Origin of the sequence: Pseudorhodobacter turbinis (assembly GCF_005234135.1) — a bacterium.
Taxonomy (GTDB): Bacteria; Pseudomonadota; Alphaproteobacteria; order Rhodobacterales; family Rhodobacteraceae; genus Pseudorhodobacter; species Pseudorhodobacter turbinis.
This window is the reverse complement of sequence record NZ_CP039965.1, coordinates 957,845-974,433: the sequence shown is the minus strand read 5'-3', so window position 1 is coordinate 974,433 and position 16,589 is coordinate 957,845. Positions and strand designations below refer to the sequence as shown.

The window sequence follows — 16,589 nt, the reverse complement described above, 5'->3', positions numbered from 1 at the left end:
ATACTTTGGCATATCTAGCAGTCGGAATGGCGATAGGCAGTGCATTATGGCAATATGGTCGTATGAACAAATTAATGAAGAAGATGGAAGAAGAGGCTGAAAAACGCCGTGGCTTCCTTCTTACCATTGATGGAGAACCTGTTCATCTTCCGCTTGTGTATGGCAATCAAAAAGTTGGTGGTGTTAGAACTTATCACGATTCCACAAAGACGGTTGATCTATTAGAAATACCTGCTGGAGACCAAAGATTTAGAGTCGGACTTGACAATGATTATCACGAGGACAGAACTCCAAAGTTTCTTTGGGTCCAACAAGCATTCTGTTTTGGCGGGATTGACGGAATCATTGATGTTGAAGTTGATGGTCTAAACTGGGACGACGATAAGTTTAATCATTGTCTCGACTTTTCGTTGTCTGGTGGTGTTGCAAGTCCTACTGCAACAGATGCAGGTGTGCCAGCTACCAACCTATTCACCAACATGGCTTATATGTCTGGCATGTTTGCGCTTAACAGAAATGATCCAAACTATAGTGCAGTGCCTGATGTTCAAGCATTCATTAGAGGAAACAGAGTATATTCAGTCGAACGTGACGGAAATAATTATACTCTTTCAGCAACGAAAGTATATAGTAATAACCCATCTCTTTGCCTTTTGGATTATTTGATAAGAGACAAGAAATATGGTGGGTGTGGCTATAATCAAACTGAAATACATCTCAAATCATTCTATGATGCCGCTGAAATCTGCGACACAATTGTTGACACATTTGTTGATGTTAAGGGCAGAGTAAATGGTGTTAGACCATTGCCCGAGAATGATATTGTTCCAATTGTAAGACGCCATATCCGGTTGTATGAATGTAATATTACGATTGATACAAATGAGACAAGACGTGATAATATTGAGCGTTTGCTTGAAACAATGTCGCAGTCTGAACTTATTTGGTCCGAAGGCAAGTATAAGCTAATTCTTGATTATCCAACAGACATAACAGAGCAGGATGGTTTGATTACTGCTCAGTACACAGATGTGGATATTATTAATGAGAATATCGAACTAGCTTGGGCAGGTGTCTCAGACAAGTTTAATAGAGCAACAGTTAAATTTCTTAACGAAGAACAGGATTTTGTCACTGACAGTGCATCTTATCCTGCATATGGCTCTGCACAACACATGTCATATCTTGCTGATGATAACTATATCGAGAATGAAGCAAGCTACTTCATCCAAGGTGCTACACATAGACGAAGTGCTATTGCGAAGGCAGAGGAACTTGTCAGAAACTCTAGACAACAAATGACACTTTCATTGGAACTAGACAGACATGCAATGATCCACGAGCAAGGCGATCTAATCGAGATCTCAAGTGATGCTCTTGGCATTGAAAATGAAATCTTTAGAATACAAGAAATAGCAATTACAACTAATTTGACAGTAAAAATAACTGCAACTCGGTTTAGCTTTGAAACTCTTGCTTATAATGTATCTGACGATGTAATAACTAATCCTAAAATTACACTACCTTCCGGTGTTCCTAACGTAACAACTCTTGCTTGGAACTCAGGCTCGCGTGTGGGCGATTTAAGTAATGGTTGGTTGTCATGGGATATTCCCGAGGATGATACGACTCGTAGGTTCTTGATCTATTACCGCGAAGCAAGTTCCGAATTTATTTCCATTGGGGAAACTCGCACCAATTACTTTGATATTCCCGCAGAACTAAATGCCGGTCTGGATTATTACTTCTTGGTTAAATCAGAGAGTGCATCTGGTCGACTGTCAACTGGTTCGGTAATATTGCTAAATGCAATGCCACAGATTGTTCCACTCGTGGGCGCAACTGCGACTGCGGGCATGAACAGTGTTACACTGAACTGGACAGATCCAAATCCTGAACTTGCACTTCGGTATGATGTATATCAATGGGAAGCTGATAATAGAGCATTTGCCCTAAAGGTAGGAACAACAACTTCGAACAGCATTATTATTGCTCCTGTTGCGGTTGATGATCATTATTTCTGGATTGATGTTATAGGCAAGGATTCTGTCATTGGTGCAATGGCATCAAGTATAATGGTTCCATCATTAGCACTTGGTATTAAGTCTGGTGACATTTCCGAGGGAACAATAACTTGGTCTAATCTTGGCGCAGGACTACAAGACGTAATTGACGGGAGCCAAGGCGCACTTGATGCAGAGGAATTTGCACTTCAAGCATCCAACAGCGCAATCGCGGCTGCAACAAGCGCGTCAAATGCTTCCATTACTGAATCTAATGTAGCTGCCGCCGTATCTGATGCTGAAGATGCCGCTTCTGCTGCCCAATATAGCCGTGAAGTTGCGGCTAGAATATTTGGCGGACCCGTCAGTTATAACCCTCAGTTTGCAATCTGGTCAGACAAAGCTGCTGCGCCTGAATCATACACATTTCTAACTAATGAAGGTAGTGCAGGATATATTGCATCTGATATTGGCGATAATTGTGTACTACTCGAAACAGCGGACCCTCCAACTACAATTAGACCAACAATATACACGCGAAGCAGTGAACGTGGAAATACCAATCTGTTAGCAAGTGAAACTGAAACTGTTGTTATGACTTGCCGTGCAGAACTACTTGCGGGTGAGTGGGGCGGCGCGAGAATGTCCGTGGCTTGGCAAAGTGGAGACAGTATTCCTTATCAGCATAAATATCTACGAGACGAAGGTGTTAATAATGATATTGGGGTTGTAAAGGAAATCACTTGTATCTTTGAGCGTCCGTCAGGTTGGACACTCGGAGGTGATGATAAAATTGTTGCCCATTTCTATTCAGCATCTGGCGGCGGTGATGGATACAAATACAACAAAATACGTCTGCATAGTATGTCCTTTGAAGCAGTGGAAACCCACTCTACTTCGGGCATAACACAAAAGGCTGTTGCAGATATAAACGGCACTCTTGAATCTAGTATTATGCTTAAAACAAAGGCTGGTACTGCTGGCGCTGAACTTGAACTAGCATCTTACTCAAGTGGCGGACTTGATCTCTCCCTTGCCAGAATATCGGCGGATAATATTATTCTCGACGGTACCGTGAAGGCAACTCATCTAGATGCTGAATCCGTCACGACTGACAAACTGGATGCAAATTCAGTTACTGCGGCGAAGATTGATGTAAGTGAATTGTCTGCAATAAGTGCAACTATCGGAATATTGAGAACTGCAACTTCGGGCGCAAGAATGGAAATACACAGCGACAAAGTACTTGTTTATGATGCATCTAACGTAATTCGGATGAGAATGGGTAACTTAAGTTAAAAGATAGGAAAAGAAATGGCGATACATGTTTTTAAAGACGAAAATTCAACTGTAGTTAATTGTGATAGTTGCGGCTACGCAGAAGCTACAAACATAGCAGATGGAGTAGCACCGAATGAGTGGAAAACAGGACAATTGTGGCTTGATGTGTCACTTCAAAAACAGCTTCACGTACCTTTGGTCTTTTGTCCAACGTGTTCGGGCGGGATTTTTGAAGCTAATACTCTCCGTATATCATCTTATAGTCCCACCGAAGGAGAGTGAGGATATGAGCTACGGCACACAAATCCGCAGCATAGGATTGGAGAATGGAACGCTTGAGGAAATGCAAACCGCAAGAATGGTTAGAGTTCTTGAGTGCAGGGCTTGGAGTGGAAGTGTAACAGTTTCCGAATATGATGCTGACGAAGGTTTCTTTTTTGCATCTCAAATAGGAACATCGGGCGGTACATTTGCAGCACTTGTTCCAAGAATGGTATTCAACAACACAACTAAAGTGTTCTCGTGGTCTGACGGCGGCATTGGTAATCTCAATGATGGTACTTGGTCTAGAAACTTCAATGTTATGTTCTTTTCGAGTATTCCATCATGAGTTACGGCGTTCAAACATTCGATTCAACAGGAAGATTAATATATGATTCAAATGATCCTACTCTAGTTTTAGAGCGGGTTGTGTCATTAACTGGTTCTCCTATCTATTACAACTCCAACACAGTACAATCATATTATGCGCATGATTCATCCAATGAATGTGCTAGATTGTCGGGCGCTACTCAATATGAGCGGTATCCTCGCATAGGAAACTACGAGTATAATATTACAACTGGTGTTTTTGATGGAGACCCAACCGCTGATTATGCAGTGCTTGCATTTAGAGTAATACTTGATGATCTAGTCTTTTATGACAGAGGATACTCACACGCAAGAATGTGGTCCAGATCACAAGCAACCACACAGATTGGCGTCTTTAAGCCCGCTCATCTAGTTCCACTTGGTTTGGATTATGTTGGCGCAATAGCATATGATGAAAACTCAGATGTTACTTGGTCAAATAATAGACCCGTCATGACTATTCAGGGTCCATTGAGCATGGGAACAATTTCGCCAACCAATTGGTTTGTATTAAGTGGTAATAGACGCAGACGCTTAGTCGATGGTACAAATGGTGTTAATCTTCCCATTGGTATTCATAGGAACTCCAACACTTCAATTCAGACGAAGATGGGTCCGGTCAGGTTCGCGAGTGGACCGACTGACAGTTATGGTTGTGATACAGAGGACACTCCGGGGTTTGTTCTCAAGGCGATAGACGATCTAGCCAGCATGATCTAGGAGGATAAATGTCACAATACACTGATCTTAATAGCTGGTACACGCCAGACGGTGATTATTCCTATCTTACAATCAAGCCCATTACTTGGGAAGTCGGCAAGCTTGGTTCCGGTTTAATAATTGAAATTCCCGTTGGCTACAGGTTTGATGTGAGTGTGCCTTGGTACGGTCGTTGGTTTGTAGACCCTACGGACAAGAGAGTTTTGAAGGCAGCTTGCCTACACGACTACACGCTGGAGATACTCAAGTGGGATCGCGTCACGGCTGGTGGGGTCTTCAGTGAAGCACTTCGCGCCGATAAGGTGAGCAAGTTCAAACGGTTTATAATGGTTCTGGCGGTGTCGTTCTTCAAGTTCCGGTAGGGTTTACAATTGGTCATAATAATAAATAGTGATAGGCCCCGCGCGGCACCCCGGCACGGCCCGCGCTGCGCCAGTAAGTGTCAAACACAGGGTCAACAAGATCGCCGCCCTCTGTCGCTTTGAAAAACGCAAAGGATACCCCGTTGGCTTTTGCCTTTGGCCAGTCGATCTGTCCCTGCCAGCGTGAGGCATCGATCCCATGCACGGCATAGGTTTCAGGGGCGCGTCCGTCCCAGTCATGCGGATCGGCATCACCAAAACGGGCGGAGTTTGCGGTGAAGCCGGTCGTCGGTGTGGGCTGCCCACCCCCGCAAGCGGCCAAGAACAGGGTCAATATCACTGTGCCCAAGAATATCCGCACGTCTCACCTGCCCATAAGGAAACCGGCCGCCAATCTGACAGCCGGTTTGCCTCTTGTCACCTGCAATCGGTGATCAGTCGTCCGTGAGATCATCCCATGCCGCCAGCGCCTTGGCCGCATACATCAGGGATGGCCCGCCACCCATTTGCACGGCCATGCCCAGCACATCGCCCAATTCCTCCCGCGTGCCGCCGGCTTTGGCTAGTGCTTCGACGTGGAGCCCGATGCAGGCCTCGCAACGGTCCGCAATCGCAATCCCGAGGGCCACGAATTCCAGCGTTTTGACGTCAAGAACTTTCGCCTCTTTCGCCGCTTTGGACAAGGCACCAAAGCCCTTTGTTACCTCGGGGATAGCTTTATTCATCACCCGCAGATGATCACGCATCTCGGCGTTTTTCGATTTCCAATCCATGCTTTAGGCTCCGGTAGATGTTTCAATGGCGCAGGCGTCGCACAGGGGGATGCGCGACGCCTTGATGCATGTCAAAATTCGAATATGACTATCGCCGGAGTGTGTTTTGCGGCCGTCAGCTAAAGCGGCCGGGCCGGAGCGAGGTGATGATGTCCCGGTCGATTTCGCTGGGGGTGCCAGTAAGCAAATCGGCAGCCAACTGGGAGGCGGCGGGGGCTGATTGGAACCCGTAACCCCCTTGGCCCGCAAGCCAGAAAAACCCCGGCACATTGGCGTCAAAACCGATGACGGGCACGCGGTCGGGCGCAAATGTGCGCAGGCCCGCCCAATTCGCCAAAAGGCGGGTGACAGGTTCTGTCACCATTTCCTCATACCGCGCGAGGCCCTCGGCCAGGACCATGTCATCGGCAAAGGCATCATGCGGCACGCTCGGCTCTTCCTCGGCCGGTGAGACGATCAGCGCGCCGGCATCGGGCTTGGAGTACCATGTTTCCCCCGCGCCAAAGATCATCGGCCAGCGGCTGACATCATGGCCGCCGGGGGCCGGGATGCGCGCCATGGACCGGCGCAGCGGGGTAAAGCCCAAGGGGTTAACCCCCGCCATGCCCGCCACCACATCGGCCCAAGGGCCAGAGGCGTTGATCAAAATCCGCGCCGTGAAATCGCCCTTGGCAGAGGTGACACGCCAACCGGCACCGTCCCGCGCAATCGCGGTCACAGGCGCTTTGGTCAGGATCTGCGCCCCGGCGGTGCGGGCCTCACGGGCGAAACCTTGCAGCAAAAGGTCGGTATCGATATCCCACGCGTGATCGGCCACAGCCACATGGGCCACCGTTTCGGGGTTCAGGATCGGGACAATCGCCTGCGCCGCGTCAAAGGACACCGGCGACAGGTCCATGCTTGTGGCATCGGCCTCAAACGCGGCGCGCTCTTCGGCCTTGCCGACGATCATCATCCCACGCGGGGCCAGCACATCCTTGGTTTCGTGGAAATAAGTCCCCGAGGCGAGTGAGAGCGCAACCACAGGGGCCAAGCCGTAGCGCGGCTCATAGAGGGCTGCGGATCTGCCAGAGGCATGATGCGCCAAGGCGTCCTCGGCCTCCAACACCAAAATCGTGCCTCGGCCCGCCAATCTGGCTGCACAAGAAATTCCGGCGATGCCGCCGCCTATGATCAAAAAATCGTATTCCATGGGGTGACCCTGACATGGCTATGCCAACAAGAAAAGCCCCGCCAAGGGCCAGTTCAAAAAAATATCCCGAAGGTGCGCGCCCTCCGGGATATTCCGATGTTATGGCGTAAGTCGCGCGTATTACTGCGGAATATCTGCCGAGATACCTTCGACAAAGAAGTTCATGCCAAGCAGATCGCCATCGGGAGCGGTTTCACCCTCTGCCAACCAGACAGTACCGTCTTTCTTGTTAAGCGGCCCGGTGAAGGGGTGATGCGTGCCAGCGGCGATATCATCGCGCATTTTTTCGGCGGCGGCTTTGACTTCGGCGGGCACGGCGTCGGTGATCTCACCGATTTCCACTTCGCCGTCTTTGATGCCGGCCCAAGTATTGGCTTGCTCATAGGTGCCATCCAGCAACTGACCGACCCGCTCGATATAATAGGGCGCCCAGTTGTCGATGATCGAGGAGACACGCGGGCTTGGCTTATAGGCTTCCATATCCGAGGCCTGACCAAAGCCGACGACACCGGGGGTTTTGGCCGCTTCGGCCAAGGGGGCGGTGGAATCGGTATGGGCGGCGATTACGTCGACGCCTTGCTCGATCATGGCTTTGGCGGCGTCTGCCTCTTTGGCGGGATCAAACCATGTATAGGCCCAAACCACCGACAGCTCGACATCGGGGTTCACCTCTTTGGCGGCAATGTAATAGGCGTTGATGCCCATCACGACCTCGGGGATCGGGAAAGAGCCGATGTAGCCGATCTTGTTCGACTTGGTCATCATACCCGCCATCACGCCCTGCACCGAGCGCCCTTCATAGAAACGCGCGTTGTAGGAGGATACGTTTTCATGGTCACGCTTGAAGCCGGTGGCATGTTCAAACTTCACATTCGGGAATTTGGCGGCAACCTCGTTGGTTGCATCCATAAAGCCGAAAGAGGTGGTGAAGATGATGTTACAGCCGCCAAGCGCCATCTGCGTCAGCACGCGGGCGGAATCGGCACCCTCGGGCACGTTTTCCTGATAGGTGCTGGCGTCCACCTTATCGCCGAATTCGGCTTGCAGGGCCAGACGGCCTTGGTCGTGCTGATAGGTCCAGCCACCATCGCCCACGGGGCCGACATAGACGAAACAGGCCTTTACCTTGTCCATCGCTTCGGCGTGGGCCGCGCCACCAAAGGCCAGCGTCATGCCAAGTGCGGCACTTGCCATCAAAGTTCTACGGTTCATGGTCGTCTCCTCGTTGGGTGGGTCCGTTTGTGGCCCGATTGGTGTTGGCCGCGCGTAAATCAGCGCGCGGCGTGGAAATTCTGGCCCAAGGCGGCGGGCGCATTCAGTGCGGCCCGGCCCCGACCCGATGACATGATCACCAGTACGATGATCGTTATCACATAGGGCGACATCGACAAGTATTCCGGCGGGATCGGAACGTTCGCAACCTGTAAATTCAGCTGTAGTACCGAAATTCCGCCAAAAAGATAGGCACCGATCAGCACGCGCCATGGCCGCCAGCTTGCAAAAACCACAATCGCCAGCGCAATCCAGCCGGCACCCGCCGTGACGCCATCGGTCCATTGCGGCACGCGGATCAGGCTTAGATAGGCACCACCAAGCCCGGCCATGGCGCCCCCGAATAAAATCGCCAGAACGCGGATGCGGGTGACCTTATACCCCAGCGCATGGGCGGCATCATGGCTTTCGCCCACTGCGCGGATGATCAAGCCCATGCGGGTGAATTTAAGCGTGGCCCAGACCGCCGCGATGAACCCGATGGACACGTAAACCATCGGATCATGGCGAAACATCACCCGTCCCAGCACCGGAATATCGGCCAGCGGCCCGAAGGGCACCATCCCAGTGGCAGGCGGCTTGATCCCGACATAGCCTTGGCCCATCAGGCTGGACAATCCCAAACCGAACAGGGTCATCGCAAGGCCCGTCGCCACCTGATTGGCCTGCAACACTTGGGTCAGCAGGGCGAATATCAGGCTAAGCGCCGCTGCGCCCAAGGCCCCGCCAACAAACCCCAAAAACGGGCTTCCGGTTTCCACCGCGGTGATGAACCCGCTGATGGCGCCGATGATCATCATCCCCTCGACACCAAGGTTCAGAACGCCGGCTTTTTCGACCACCAGTTCGCCAATCGCGGCCAACATGATCGGCACCGCCGCTACCATAAGCGAGGCGATCAGAACGGCGGGGTTGATACTGCTCAGGTCCATCAGGCGGCCCTCCCCTTGAAAAAGCGGATACGGTAATTTGACAGCAGATCCACCGCCAAGAGGAAAAACAAAAGCATCCCCTGAAACGCCTGTATTGCGGCCGATGGCAGGCCAAGGTTGGTTGATGCCATCTCACCGCCCACATAGGTCAGGGCCATAACCAATCCCGCCAGCAAGATCCCCAAGGGGTTTAACCGGCCCAGAAAGGCCACGATGATCGCGGTGAACCCGTAGCCAGAGGCGAAGTCGATGGTGATCTGCCCCGCAGGGCCGGTGACCTCAAACATGCCGGCAAGGCCTGCCAATGCGCCCGAAATCCCAAGGCACATAACCACCAGACGGGTCGGGGCGACACCGGCAAAACGGGCGGCGCGCGGCGCTTGCCCCGCCAGCTTGATCTGGAACCCAAGGATATGACGTTGCAACAATACATAGGCCGCGATCACGGTGATAAAGGCCGCAACCACGCCCCAATGCATCCCCGATCCTGCAATCAGCTCGGTGTTGCGGGCGGCAGGAAAGCTGGAGAAATTGCGGCTGCCGGGAAAGCCCATGCCTTCGGGATTGCGCAGAAATCCGGTGGCGGCCTTGGACAGAATGGTCTGCGCCACATAGACCAGCATCAGGGACACCAAAATCTCGTTGGTGTTGAAACGGGTTTTCAAAATCGCGGGGATCATTGCCCAAAGCCAGCCGCCAAACGCGCCGGCCGCGATCATCACCGGAAAGATCCAGCGGCTTTCGGTCGGGTACATCGCAAGGCCGACACCGGCGCCAAAGACAGCCCCCATGATATATTGCCCCTCGGCCCCGATATTCCAGATGCCGGCCCGAAACCCGAGGCTTAGGCCCACGGCGATCAAGATCAGCGGCCCGGCCTTTACCAGCAACTGCCCCCGCAAATAAAAGGCGAATTCGCCAAAGAGCGGATCCCAGAAGATGGTGCGAATGGCATCAACCGGATTTTTCCCCAAAAGGGCGAATAGCCCGCCCCCCGCCAACATGGTCAGCGCGACCGCCAGAACCGGCGTGGCCCATGTCCAGAATTGCGACGGCGATGGGCGTTTTTCAAGCGTGAACATTGCGGCGCCCCTTTTGTGGTTCGGATTCGGTGAGGTGCTTTGATTTAGCCATGGTGGGCCACCTCCATCCCATGTGCGCCGCCCATCATCAGGCCGATTTCTTCGACCGTTAGCCCTTCGGTCGGGCGCGGCGGGGTCAAACGGCCCTCGTTCAATGCGGCGAAACGGTCAGAGACCTCCAGCAAGTCATCAAGGTCTTGGGAAATCACGACCACGGCTGCGCCATCGCTTGCGCGGTTCAAAATCTCTTGGCGGATAAAGGCGGCGGCGGCGGCATCAACGCCCCAAGTGGGCTGGTTGATAATGACCACTTCGGGGGCTTGACTAAGTTCGCGGCCCATCAGGAATTTTTGCAAATTCCCGCCCGAAAGCGCGCGGGCCGCGACCCAAGTGCCGGGGGTGCGCACATCATATTGCGCGACAATCTCTGCGGCCCAAGCCTTTGTCGCGCTCCAGTCGATAAAGCCGTTGCGGGTCAGCCCCTTGCGCACGGCGCCCGACAAAAGCGCATTTTCCACAAGGCTCATATCCGGGGCGGCGGCATGGCCAAGGCGGTCCTCGGGGGCGGCGACAAAGCCCATGGCGCGGCGCTCATTCGGGCCTGTATCGCCAATCGGTGTGCCTTTGTGTTTCACCATGCCCGGCGCGCTGCGCAATTCGCCCGAAAGCGCCAAGAGCAATTCATCCTGCCCATTGCCCGCAACGCCTGCGATGCCCAAAACCTCACCGCGCTGCACCGCAAAGCTGATCTCTTTGAGCGAGGTGCCAAAGGGGATGGGAGAAGATGCGCTTAGGCGGGTCACTTCCAGTGCGGGGGTGGCATCGCCCCAATCGCGGCGCGCTGCACGGGCAGGGGGGGTAAGGACTGCGCCGACCATCAGCTCTGCCATCTCGTTTGCCGAGACTTCGCGCGGGGTGCAGGTGCCCACAACCTTGCCGCGCCGCAAGACCGTTGCTTCATCGCAAAGGGCGCGGATTTCTTCCAGCTTGTGGCTGATATAAAGGATCGCGGTGCCCTCGGCTGCCAGTTGGCGCAGCGTCTGGAACAGGATTTCAACCTCTTGCGGGGTCAGAACCGAGGTGGGTTCATCCATGATCAACAGCTTGGGGTCTTGGAGCAGACAGCGCACAATCTCGACCCGTTGGCGTTCGCCTGCGGAAAGATCACCGACCATGCGCGCGGGGTCCAGCGGCAGGCCGTATTCCTCGGATACCGATTTGATGCGGGCGGCCAGCTCACGCATGGGCGGCGGGTTTTCCATGCCAAGGGCCACGTTTTCGGCCACATTCAAGGCCTCGAACAGGCTGAAATGCTGGAACACCATCGCGACACCGGCGGTGCGCGCCGCACTGGGCTGCGACGGCGCATAGGCCTGCCCGTGCAGCCGCATGGCGCCGCTGTCAGGCTTTATCAGCCCGTAGATCATCTTGACCAGCGTGGATTTGCCCGCGCCGTTTTCGCCCAGCAGCGCGTGGATTTCTCCCTTCGCGATAGAGAAAGACACATCATCATTGGCAACCACGCCCGGATAGGCCTTGGTCACGGCTTCAATGCGTAAAAGTTCGGTCCCTGTTGTCATCCCGCGTTCTCCTGTCGTGACGCGTGTTGTTTATACTTCAATAGGCTAGAGGCGACCCCGATGGCAATCATCTGGGGGTGTTTTCCAAGGGCTGGATCGCCAATTGGGCAATCAATACGGGTAATTGCGGCAGGGCTATGGCCAAGGGCCGTCAGCCGTGCCCGAAAACGCGCCCATTTGGTTTTGGACCCAATCAACCCACAGCGCGCAAAACCGCGTGTCAGCGTGGCATGGCAAAGCGCGAGGTCCAGCGCGTGCGAATAGGTCAGGATCAGATGCTCGGCCCCTGTTGGCGCATGGGCGGCCAGAACGGCGGGTTGGGCTGTGGGGATTGTGGTGACGCCTTCGGGGATCCGGTCGGGAAAGCGTGCGGCATCCACATCAACCCAAGTGATCGCCAGATCGGGCAGGGGCGCAAGTACGTCTACAATCGCGCGCCCCACATGCCCCGCCCCCCAGATCCAGATTTGGCGGGCGGGTTTGGCGACCGGTTCCACCATCCAGCCTTGCACCATGCCAGAGGGGGGGGGCACTCCTTGGCTGCGGGCCTGCGCCAGCAGCCGCGATACCGCGAGGGGCATGTCTTTGGCCGATACGGGGCGGGCAAAGATGTCATCGGGCAGCGCGGCAAGGGTGGCCGCGTCGAAAGTTTCGGTCAGCAATGTCACCATACCGCCACAGCATTGGCCCAGCTTGGGACCAAGCGGCTCAACGTCTAACTGCTGCTGCTTATCGGTTTCCAGCATGGCGCTGGCGCGGCTTGTGGCCTGCCATTCCAGCGCGCCGCCCCCGATGGTGCCTGATTGGCCACCTGCCCAAACCAACATCGCAGCCCCTGTTTCGCGTGGCGATGATCCGGCAACCTCTGCGATCACCACGCGCGCCACAGCGCCATGCGCCGCCACCGCAGACCGGAGCGTGTCCAGATCAAACATCGCGTTGCCGCTGCACGGCTGCCAGCACGCGCTCTGGCGTGGCGGGGGCATCAAGTGCCGGATAGCGCGTGCCATCCCCACATGCGGCCACCGCATCCGACAGCGCCATCAGCGCCGAGATCCCCAGCATGAACGGTGGCTCCCCCACGGCTTTGGAGCGGCCAACGGTATCTTCGCGGTTGGGGCGGCTCCACAGGGCGACGTTGAACACAGGCGGACGGTCCGAACATGCCGGGATTTTATAGGTGCTGGGGGCATGGGTGCGCAGCGCGCCCTTGGTGTCCCAAACCAACTCCTCCATCGTCAGCCAGCCGGCACCTTGGACATAGGCCCCCTCTACCTGCCCGATATCCAGCGCGGGGTTGAGGCTTGCCCCCGTATCATGGAGCAGATCGGCACGCAAAATCCGGTTTTCGCCGGTCAGCGTGTCAATCACCACCTCGGTCACGGCGGCGCCATAGGCAAAGTAAAGGAAGGGCCGCCCGCTGCCCTTGATGCGGTCCCATGTGATCTTGGGCGTTGCATAAAATCCGGTAGAGGACAGCGACACGCGCCCGCCATAGGCCAAGGCCGCCGCCTCGGCAAAGCTGTAGTCAGCCGTGCCGATGACAACGCGGCCATGGGCGAATTGTACGTCTTCGGGGGCCGCCTGATGCCTTTGTGCCAGAAATGCCGCCATCCGGTCGCGGATGGTGACACAGGCCGCCCGCGCCGCCATCCCGTTCAGGTCGGACCCGGAAGAGGCCGCCGTCGCGCTGGTATTGGGCACTTTGGCGGTATCGGTCGCGGTGATCTTGACCGCATCCATCCCCACGCCAAACACGCCCGCAGCCACCTGTGCTACTTTCTGGAACAGGCCTTGGCCCATCTCGGTCCCGCCATGGTTCAGCTGGATTGAGCCGTCCTGATAGACATGCACCAAAGCGCCGGCCTGATTAAGATGGGTCAAGGTAAAGGAGATCCCGAACTTTACCGGCGTCAGGGCTATCCCGCGTTTCAGGATCGGGCTTTTGGCGTTCCATTTGGCAATCTCTGCCTTGCGTCGGGTGTAGTCGGAGGTTTCCTCCAGCCTGGCCACCATCTTATCGCCGATGAAATCTTCAACAGGCATATGGAACGGGGTGTTTTGTACGTTTGCAGGCGGTGGCGGGATCTCGCCATATTCAACCATACCAACCGCCCCGCGAGAGGTCAGATCCTCGCCCTCCTCCACATCAACCGATTTGGCGACAGGTTTGGCGCGCGCGGCAGGGGCGGCGGCTGCGCTGTCCTGCATTCCGCCATAGAAATTCGCGCGGCGCACCGCCAATGGTTCCAGCCCCAGATCGAAGGCGATGTGATCCATCACGCGTTCAATCCCGATCATGCCTTGCGGCCCGCCAAAGCCGCGAAAGGCGGTGGCGCTTTGGGTGTTGGTGCGCAGGCGGTGGCTTTCCAGCCGGACATCCGTCAGGTGATAGCAATTGTCCGAATGCAGCATCGCGCGATCGGCCACGGGGATCGACAGATCAAGCGCCCAGCCGCAGCGAAACAGATGCGTGAACGCCACCCCCGTCACGCGGCCCGAGGCATCAAACCCCGCGCGGTAACGGATGCGCAGATCATGGCGCTTGCCAGTGATCATCATATCATCATCACGGTCATAGCGCATCTTGCAGGGCCGTCCCAAGCGGTCCGCCGCAATGGCGCAGGCGATGGCCAGCGCGTTGCCCTGGCTCTCCTTGCCGCCAAAACCGCCACCCATGCGCCGCGTTTCCACACGCACGGCATGCATGGGGCGGTGCAGGGCGTGTGCAACCTTGTGCTGGATCTCGGTGGGGTGCTGGGTAGAGGAATGGATCAACATATCCCCGCCCTCTTGCGGGATCGCGGCTGCGACCTGCCCCTCAAGATAAAAATGCTCTTGCCCGCCGACCTCCATCTCGCCCTCTATCTGGTGGGGGGCGGCGGTGATGGCGGTATCGGCATCGCCCTTGGACCAGACCACTGGCCCATCCTCAAAACGCGCATCGGCGGCGAGGGCATCATCCACCGTCAGGATGGCGGGCAGGGGAGCGTATTCGACCACGGCCAGACGCGCGGCCTTGCGTGCCGCCAGATGGCTGGTGGCGACCACCAAAAATACCTGCTGGCCAAGGTAATGCACGCGCCCCGTGGCCAAAAGCGGCTCATCATGCGCCGAGGGGGAGCAATCGGGCACCTCGTCAAAGTCATCGGCGCTATAGACGGCCACGACGCCGTCGGCGGCACGCACCGCCGACAGATCCAACGCTGTGATATCACCATGCGCGATGGTCGACAGACCAAAGGCCAGATGCAGCGCGCCGGCAGGCAGCGGGATATCATCGACATAGCGCGCGCTGCCCGTCACATGCAGGGGGGCGGCGTCATGGGGAAGGGCGGATCCGATGCTCATGGGGCCACCTCCAGCACATTCACGGGCGTTCCCGAAAGGTCATGGTAATAGCGGATCATCATATTTCCGGCCGCCGCGGCCCGGTAAGCCGCCGAAGCGCGCATATCGCTGAGGGGTTCAAAATCGCTGGCCAGTGCTTTGCGGGCGGCCTCGGCGGTTTCCATGTTCCATGGTTGGCCGATCAGGGCGGCCTCGGCCCCTTGGGCGCGTTTGGGGGTGCCTGCCATGCCGCCAAAGGCGATGCGGGCGGCGCTGACCTTGCCATCCTGAAGGGTGATGTTGAAACAACCGCATACCGCCGAGATATCCTGATCAAACCGTTTCGACAGCTTGTAGCACCGTAGGTTCGGCGCATCGGTGGGGAAGGTTACGGCTTCTACAAACTCGCCCTTCTGGCGGTCTTGCTTGCCGTATTCGATAAAGAAATCCTCCAGCGGCATATCGCGGCGAATGTTCCCTTTGCGCAGGTGCAAAGTGGCCCCAAGCGCGATCAGCGCGGGCGGCCCATCTCCGATGGGGGAACCATTGGCGATATTGCCGCCGATCGTCGCCGCGTTGCGCACCTGATCGCTGGCATAACGGCGCAACATCTCGGCAAAGGAGGGCAGCTTGGGGGCGACTGCAGCCATCAGATCGTTGATGGTGACGCCTGCGCCCACGCGCAAACTGGCGCCCTCGGTGGTGATCTGTTGCAAGTCCTTGATGCCGCCGAGAAAGGCCACAGGGGCCAGATCGCGCAGCTGTTTGGTGACCCAAAGGCCGACATCGGTGGCCCCTGCGATCAAGGTGGCATCGGGGTTTTGGGCGTACCATTCGGCCAAATCATCGCTGGTCGCGGGCCGCAGGGCAGAGCCTTCGGCGGTGGCACGGGAAGCCGCATCCACCTCGGCGCGAAGCCATTCGGGAACAGGCGCATCCTCAACCGCTTTGGCGGCGCGGATGATCGGGGCATATCCGGTGCAGCGGCACAGGTTGCCCGCCAGCGCTGTATCATGGTCGCTGCGCCCTTGCGCATGGGTGGTGGCCATCGCGACGACAAAACCGGGGGTGCAAAAGCCGCATTGCGAGCCGTGATGGGCAACCATCGCCTCTTGGGCGGGGTGGGGGGTGCCATCTGGGGCGGTAAGCCCCTCAACCGTGCGGACCGATTTGCCGTGCAGCTGTGGCATGAACAAAATGCAGGCGTTCAGCGCCTTTGGCCCCTCGGCATCGCTGACCATTACCGTACAGGCCCCGCAATCACCCTCGTTGCAGCCCTCTTTGGTGCCGGTCAATCCGCGGGCTTCACGCAGCCAGTCCAAAAGTGTCAACGTCGGGGAGCTCCCCGAAAGGCGAACCGGCGCTCCGTTCAGAAGAAACGCGATTTCCGTCATGTTAATATCCGCCGCGGTCTATGCGTCTTGGGTAAATG

Annotated in this window: 13 protein-coding genes; 3 read left to right on the top strand and 10 right to left on the bottom strand. The window is 55.9% G+C overall.

Annotated features, from left to right (window positions below):
* Window positions 1-5: 5 nt before the first annotated feature.
* The 3 genes from EOK75_RS17130 to EOK75_RS17120 all read left to right on the top strand — a co-directional run bounded on the left by EOK75_RS17130 (window position 6) and on the right by EOK75_RS17120 (window position 4,996).
* Window positions 6-3,302, top strand: coding sequence for a phage tail protein (locus EOK75_RS17130; protein ID WP_168199281.1), 3,297 nt, complete (start codon window positions 6-8; stop codon window positions 3,300-3,302).
* A gap of 268 nt (window positions 3,303-3,570) precedes the next feature.
* Window positions 3,571-3,894 (top strand): hypothetical protein, encoded by a 324-nt coding sequence (locus EOK75_RS17125; RefSeq protein WP_137195230.1) that lies wholly within the window; start codon window positions 3,571-3,573, stop codon window positions 3,892-3,894.
* A gap of 748 nt (window positions 3,895-4,642) precedes the next feature.
* Window positions 4,643-4,996, top strand: a complete 354-nt coding sequence (locus tag EOK75_RS17120; protein WP_137195229.1) for a DUF1353 domain-containing protein — start codon at window positions 4,643-4,645, stop codon at window positions 4,994-4,996.
* Window positions 4,997-5,009: 13 nt separating this feature from the next.
* On the opposite strand, the gene EOK75_RS17115 is transcribed toward EOK75_RS17120, so the two are convergent.
* The 10 genes from EOK75_RS17115 to xdhA all read right to left on the bottom strand — a co-directional run bounded on the left by EOK75_RS17115 (window position 5,010) and on the right by xdhA (window position 16,551).
* Window positions 5,010-5,330 (bottom strand): GH25 family lysozyme, encoded by a 321-nt coding sequence (locus EOK75_RS17115; protein ID WP_338053355.1) that lies wholly within the window; start codon window positions 5,328-5,330, stop codon window positions 5,010-5,012.
* A gap of 100 nt (window positions 5,331-5,430) precedes the next feature.
* Complete coding sequence (locus EOK75_RS17110) at window positions 5,431-5,769, bottom strand: carboxymuconolactone decarboxylase family protein (protein WP_137195227.1); 339 nt, start codon at window positions 5,767-5,769, stop codon at window positions 5,431-5,433.
* 115 nt (window positions 5,770-5,884) lie between these two features.
* Window positions 5,885-6,961, bottom strand: coding sequence for an NAD(P)/FAD-dependent oxidoreductase (locus EOK75_RS17105; RefSeq protein ID WP_137195226.1), 1,077 nt, complete (start codon window positions 6,959-6,961; stop codon window positions 5,885-5,887).
* Window positions 6,962-7,081: 120 nt separating this feature from the next.
* A complete protein-coding gene (locus tag EOK75_RS17100) occupies window positions 7,082-8,173 on the bottom strand; it encodes a BMP family ABC transporter substrate-binding protein (RefSeq protein WP_137195225.1) in 1,092 nt (363 codons plus the stop codon).
* A 59-nt stretch (window positions 8,174-8,232) separates the two neighbouring features.
* Window positions 8,233-9,165, bottom strand: coding sequence for an ABC transporter permease (locus EOK75_RS17095; protein ID WP_137195224.1), 933 nt, complete (start codon window positions 9,163-9,165; stop codon window positions 8,233-8,235).
* Complete coding sequence (locus EOK75_RS17090; RefSeq protein WP_137195223.1) at window positions 9,165-10,247, bottom strand: ABC transporter permease; 1,083 nt, start codon at window positions 10,245-10,247, stop codon at window positions 9,165-9,167. The genes EOK75_RS17095 and EOK75_RS17090 overlap by 1 nt, the downstream gene beginning before the upstream one ends.
* A 44-nt stretch (window positions 10,248-10,291) precedes the next feature.
* Window positions 10,292-11,827, bottom strand: a complete 1,536-nt coding sequence (locus EOK75_RS17085) for an ABC transporter ATP-binding protein (protein WP_137195222.1) — start codon at window positions 11,825-11,827, stop codon at window positions 10,292-10,294.
* Entirely contained in the window at window positions 11,824-12,762 is a 939-nt protein-coding gene (xdhC, locus tag EOK75_RS17080) for a xanthine dehydrogenase accessory protein XdhC (protein WP_137195221.1), read from the bottom strand. The genes EOK75_RS17085 and xdhC overlap by 4 nt, the downstream gene beginning before the upstream one ends.
* On the bottom strand, window positions 12,755-15,178 hold the full coding sequence (gene xdhB / locus EOK75_RS17075) for a xanthine dehydrogenase molybdopterin binding subunit (RefSeq protein WP_137195220.1): 2,424 nt from the start codon (window positions 15,176-15,178) through the stop codon (window positions 12,755-12,757). Before xdhB ends, xdhC begins: the two co-directional genes overlap by 8 nt.
* Entirely contained in the window at window positions 15,175-16,551 is a 1,377-nt protein-coding gene (xdhA, locus tag EOK75_RS17070; protein ID WP_137195219.1) for a xanthine dehydrogenase small subunit, read from the bottom strand. The genes xdhB and xdhA overlap by 4 nt, the downstream gene beginning before the upstream one ends.
* Window positions 16,552-16,589: the final 38 nt, after the last annotated feature.

What these genes read in the sequence shown, in the direction of transcription:
- EOK75_RS17125 (WP_137195230.1), top strand. Translation starts at nt 3,571, where the DNA reads ATGAGCTACGGCACACAAATCCGCAGCATAGGATTGGAGAATGGAACG.
- EOK75_RS17120 (WP_137195229.1), top strand. Translation starts at nt 4,643, where the DNA reads ATGTCACAATACACTGATCTTAATAGCTGGTACACGCCAGACGGTGAT.
- EOK75_RS17110 (WP_137195227.1), bottom strand. Translation starts at nt 5,769, where the DNA reads ATGGATTGGAAATCGAAAAACGCCGAGATGCGTGATCATCTGCGGGTG.
- EOK75_RS17105 (WP_137195226.1), bottom strand. Translation starts at nt 6,961, where the DNA reads ATGGAATACGATTTTTTGATCATAGGCGGCGGCATCGCCGGAATTTCT.
- EOK75_RS17100 (WP_137195225.1), bottom strand. Translation starts at nt 8,173, where the DNA reads ATGAACCGTAGAACTTTGATGGCAAGTGCCGCACTTGGCATGACGCTG.
- EOK75_RS17095 (WP_137195224.1), bottom strand. Translation starts at nt 9,165, where the DNA reads ATGGACCTGAGCAGTATCAACCCCGCCGTTCTGATCGCCTCGCTTATG.
- EOK75_RS17090 (WP_137195223.1), bottom strand. Translation starts at nt 10,247, where the DNA reads ATGTTCACGCTTGAAAAACGCCCATCGCCGTCGCAATTCTGGACATGG.
- EOK75_RS17085 (WP_137195222.1), bottom strand. Translation starts at nt 11,827, where the DNA reads ATGACAACAGGGACCGAACTTTTACGCATTGAAGCCGTGACCAAGGCC.
- xdhC (WP_137195221.1), bottom strand. Translation starts at nt 12,762, where the DNA reads ATGTTTGATCTGGACACGCTCCGGTCTGCGGTGGCGGCGCATGGCGCT.
- xdhB (WP_137195220.1), bottom strand. Translation starts at nt 15,178, where the DNA reads ATGAGCATCGGATCCGCCCTTCCCCATGACGCCGCCCCCCTGCATGTG.
- xdhA (WP_137195219.1), bottom strand. Translation starts at nt 16,551, where the DNA reads ATGACGGAAATCGCGTTTCTTCTGAACGGAGCGCCGGTTCGCCTTTCG.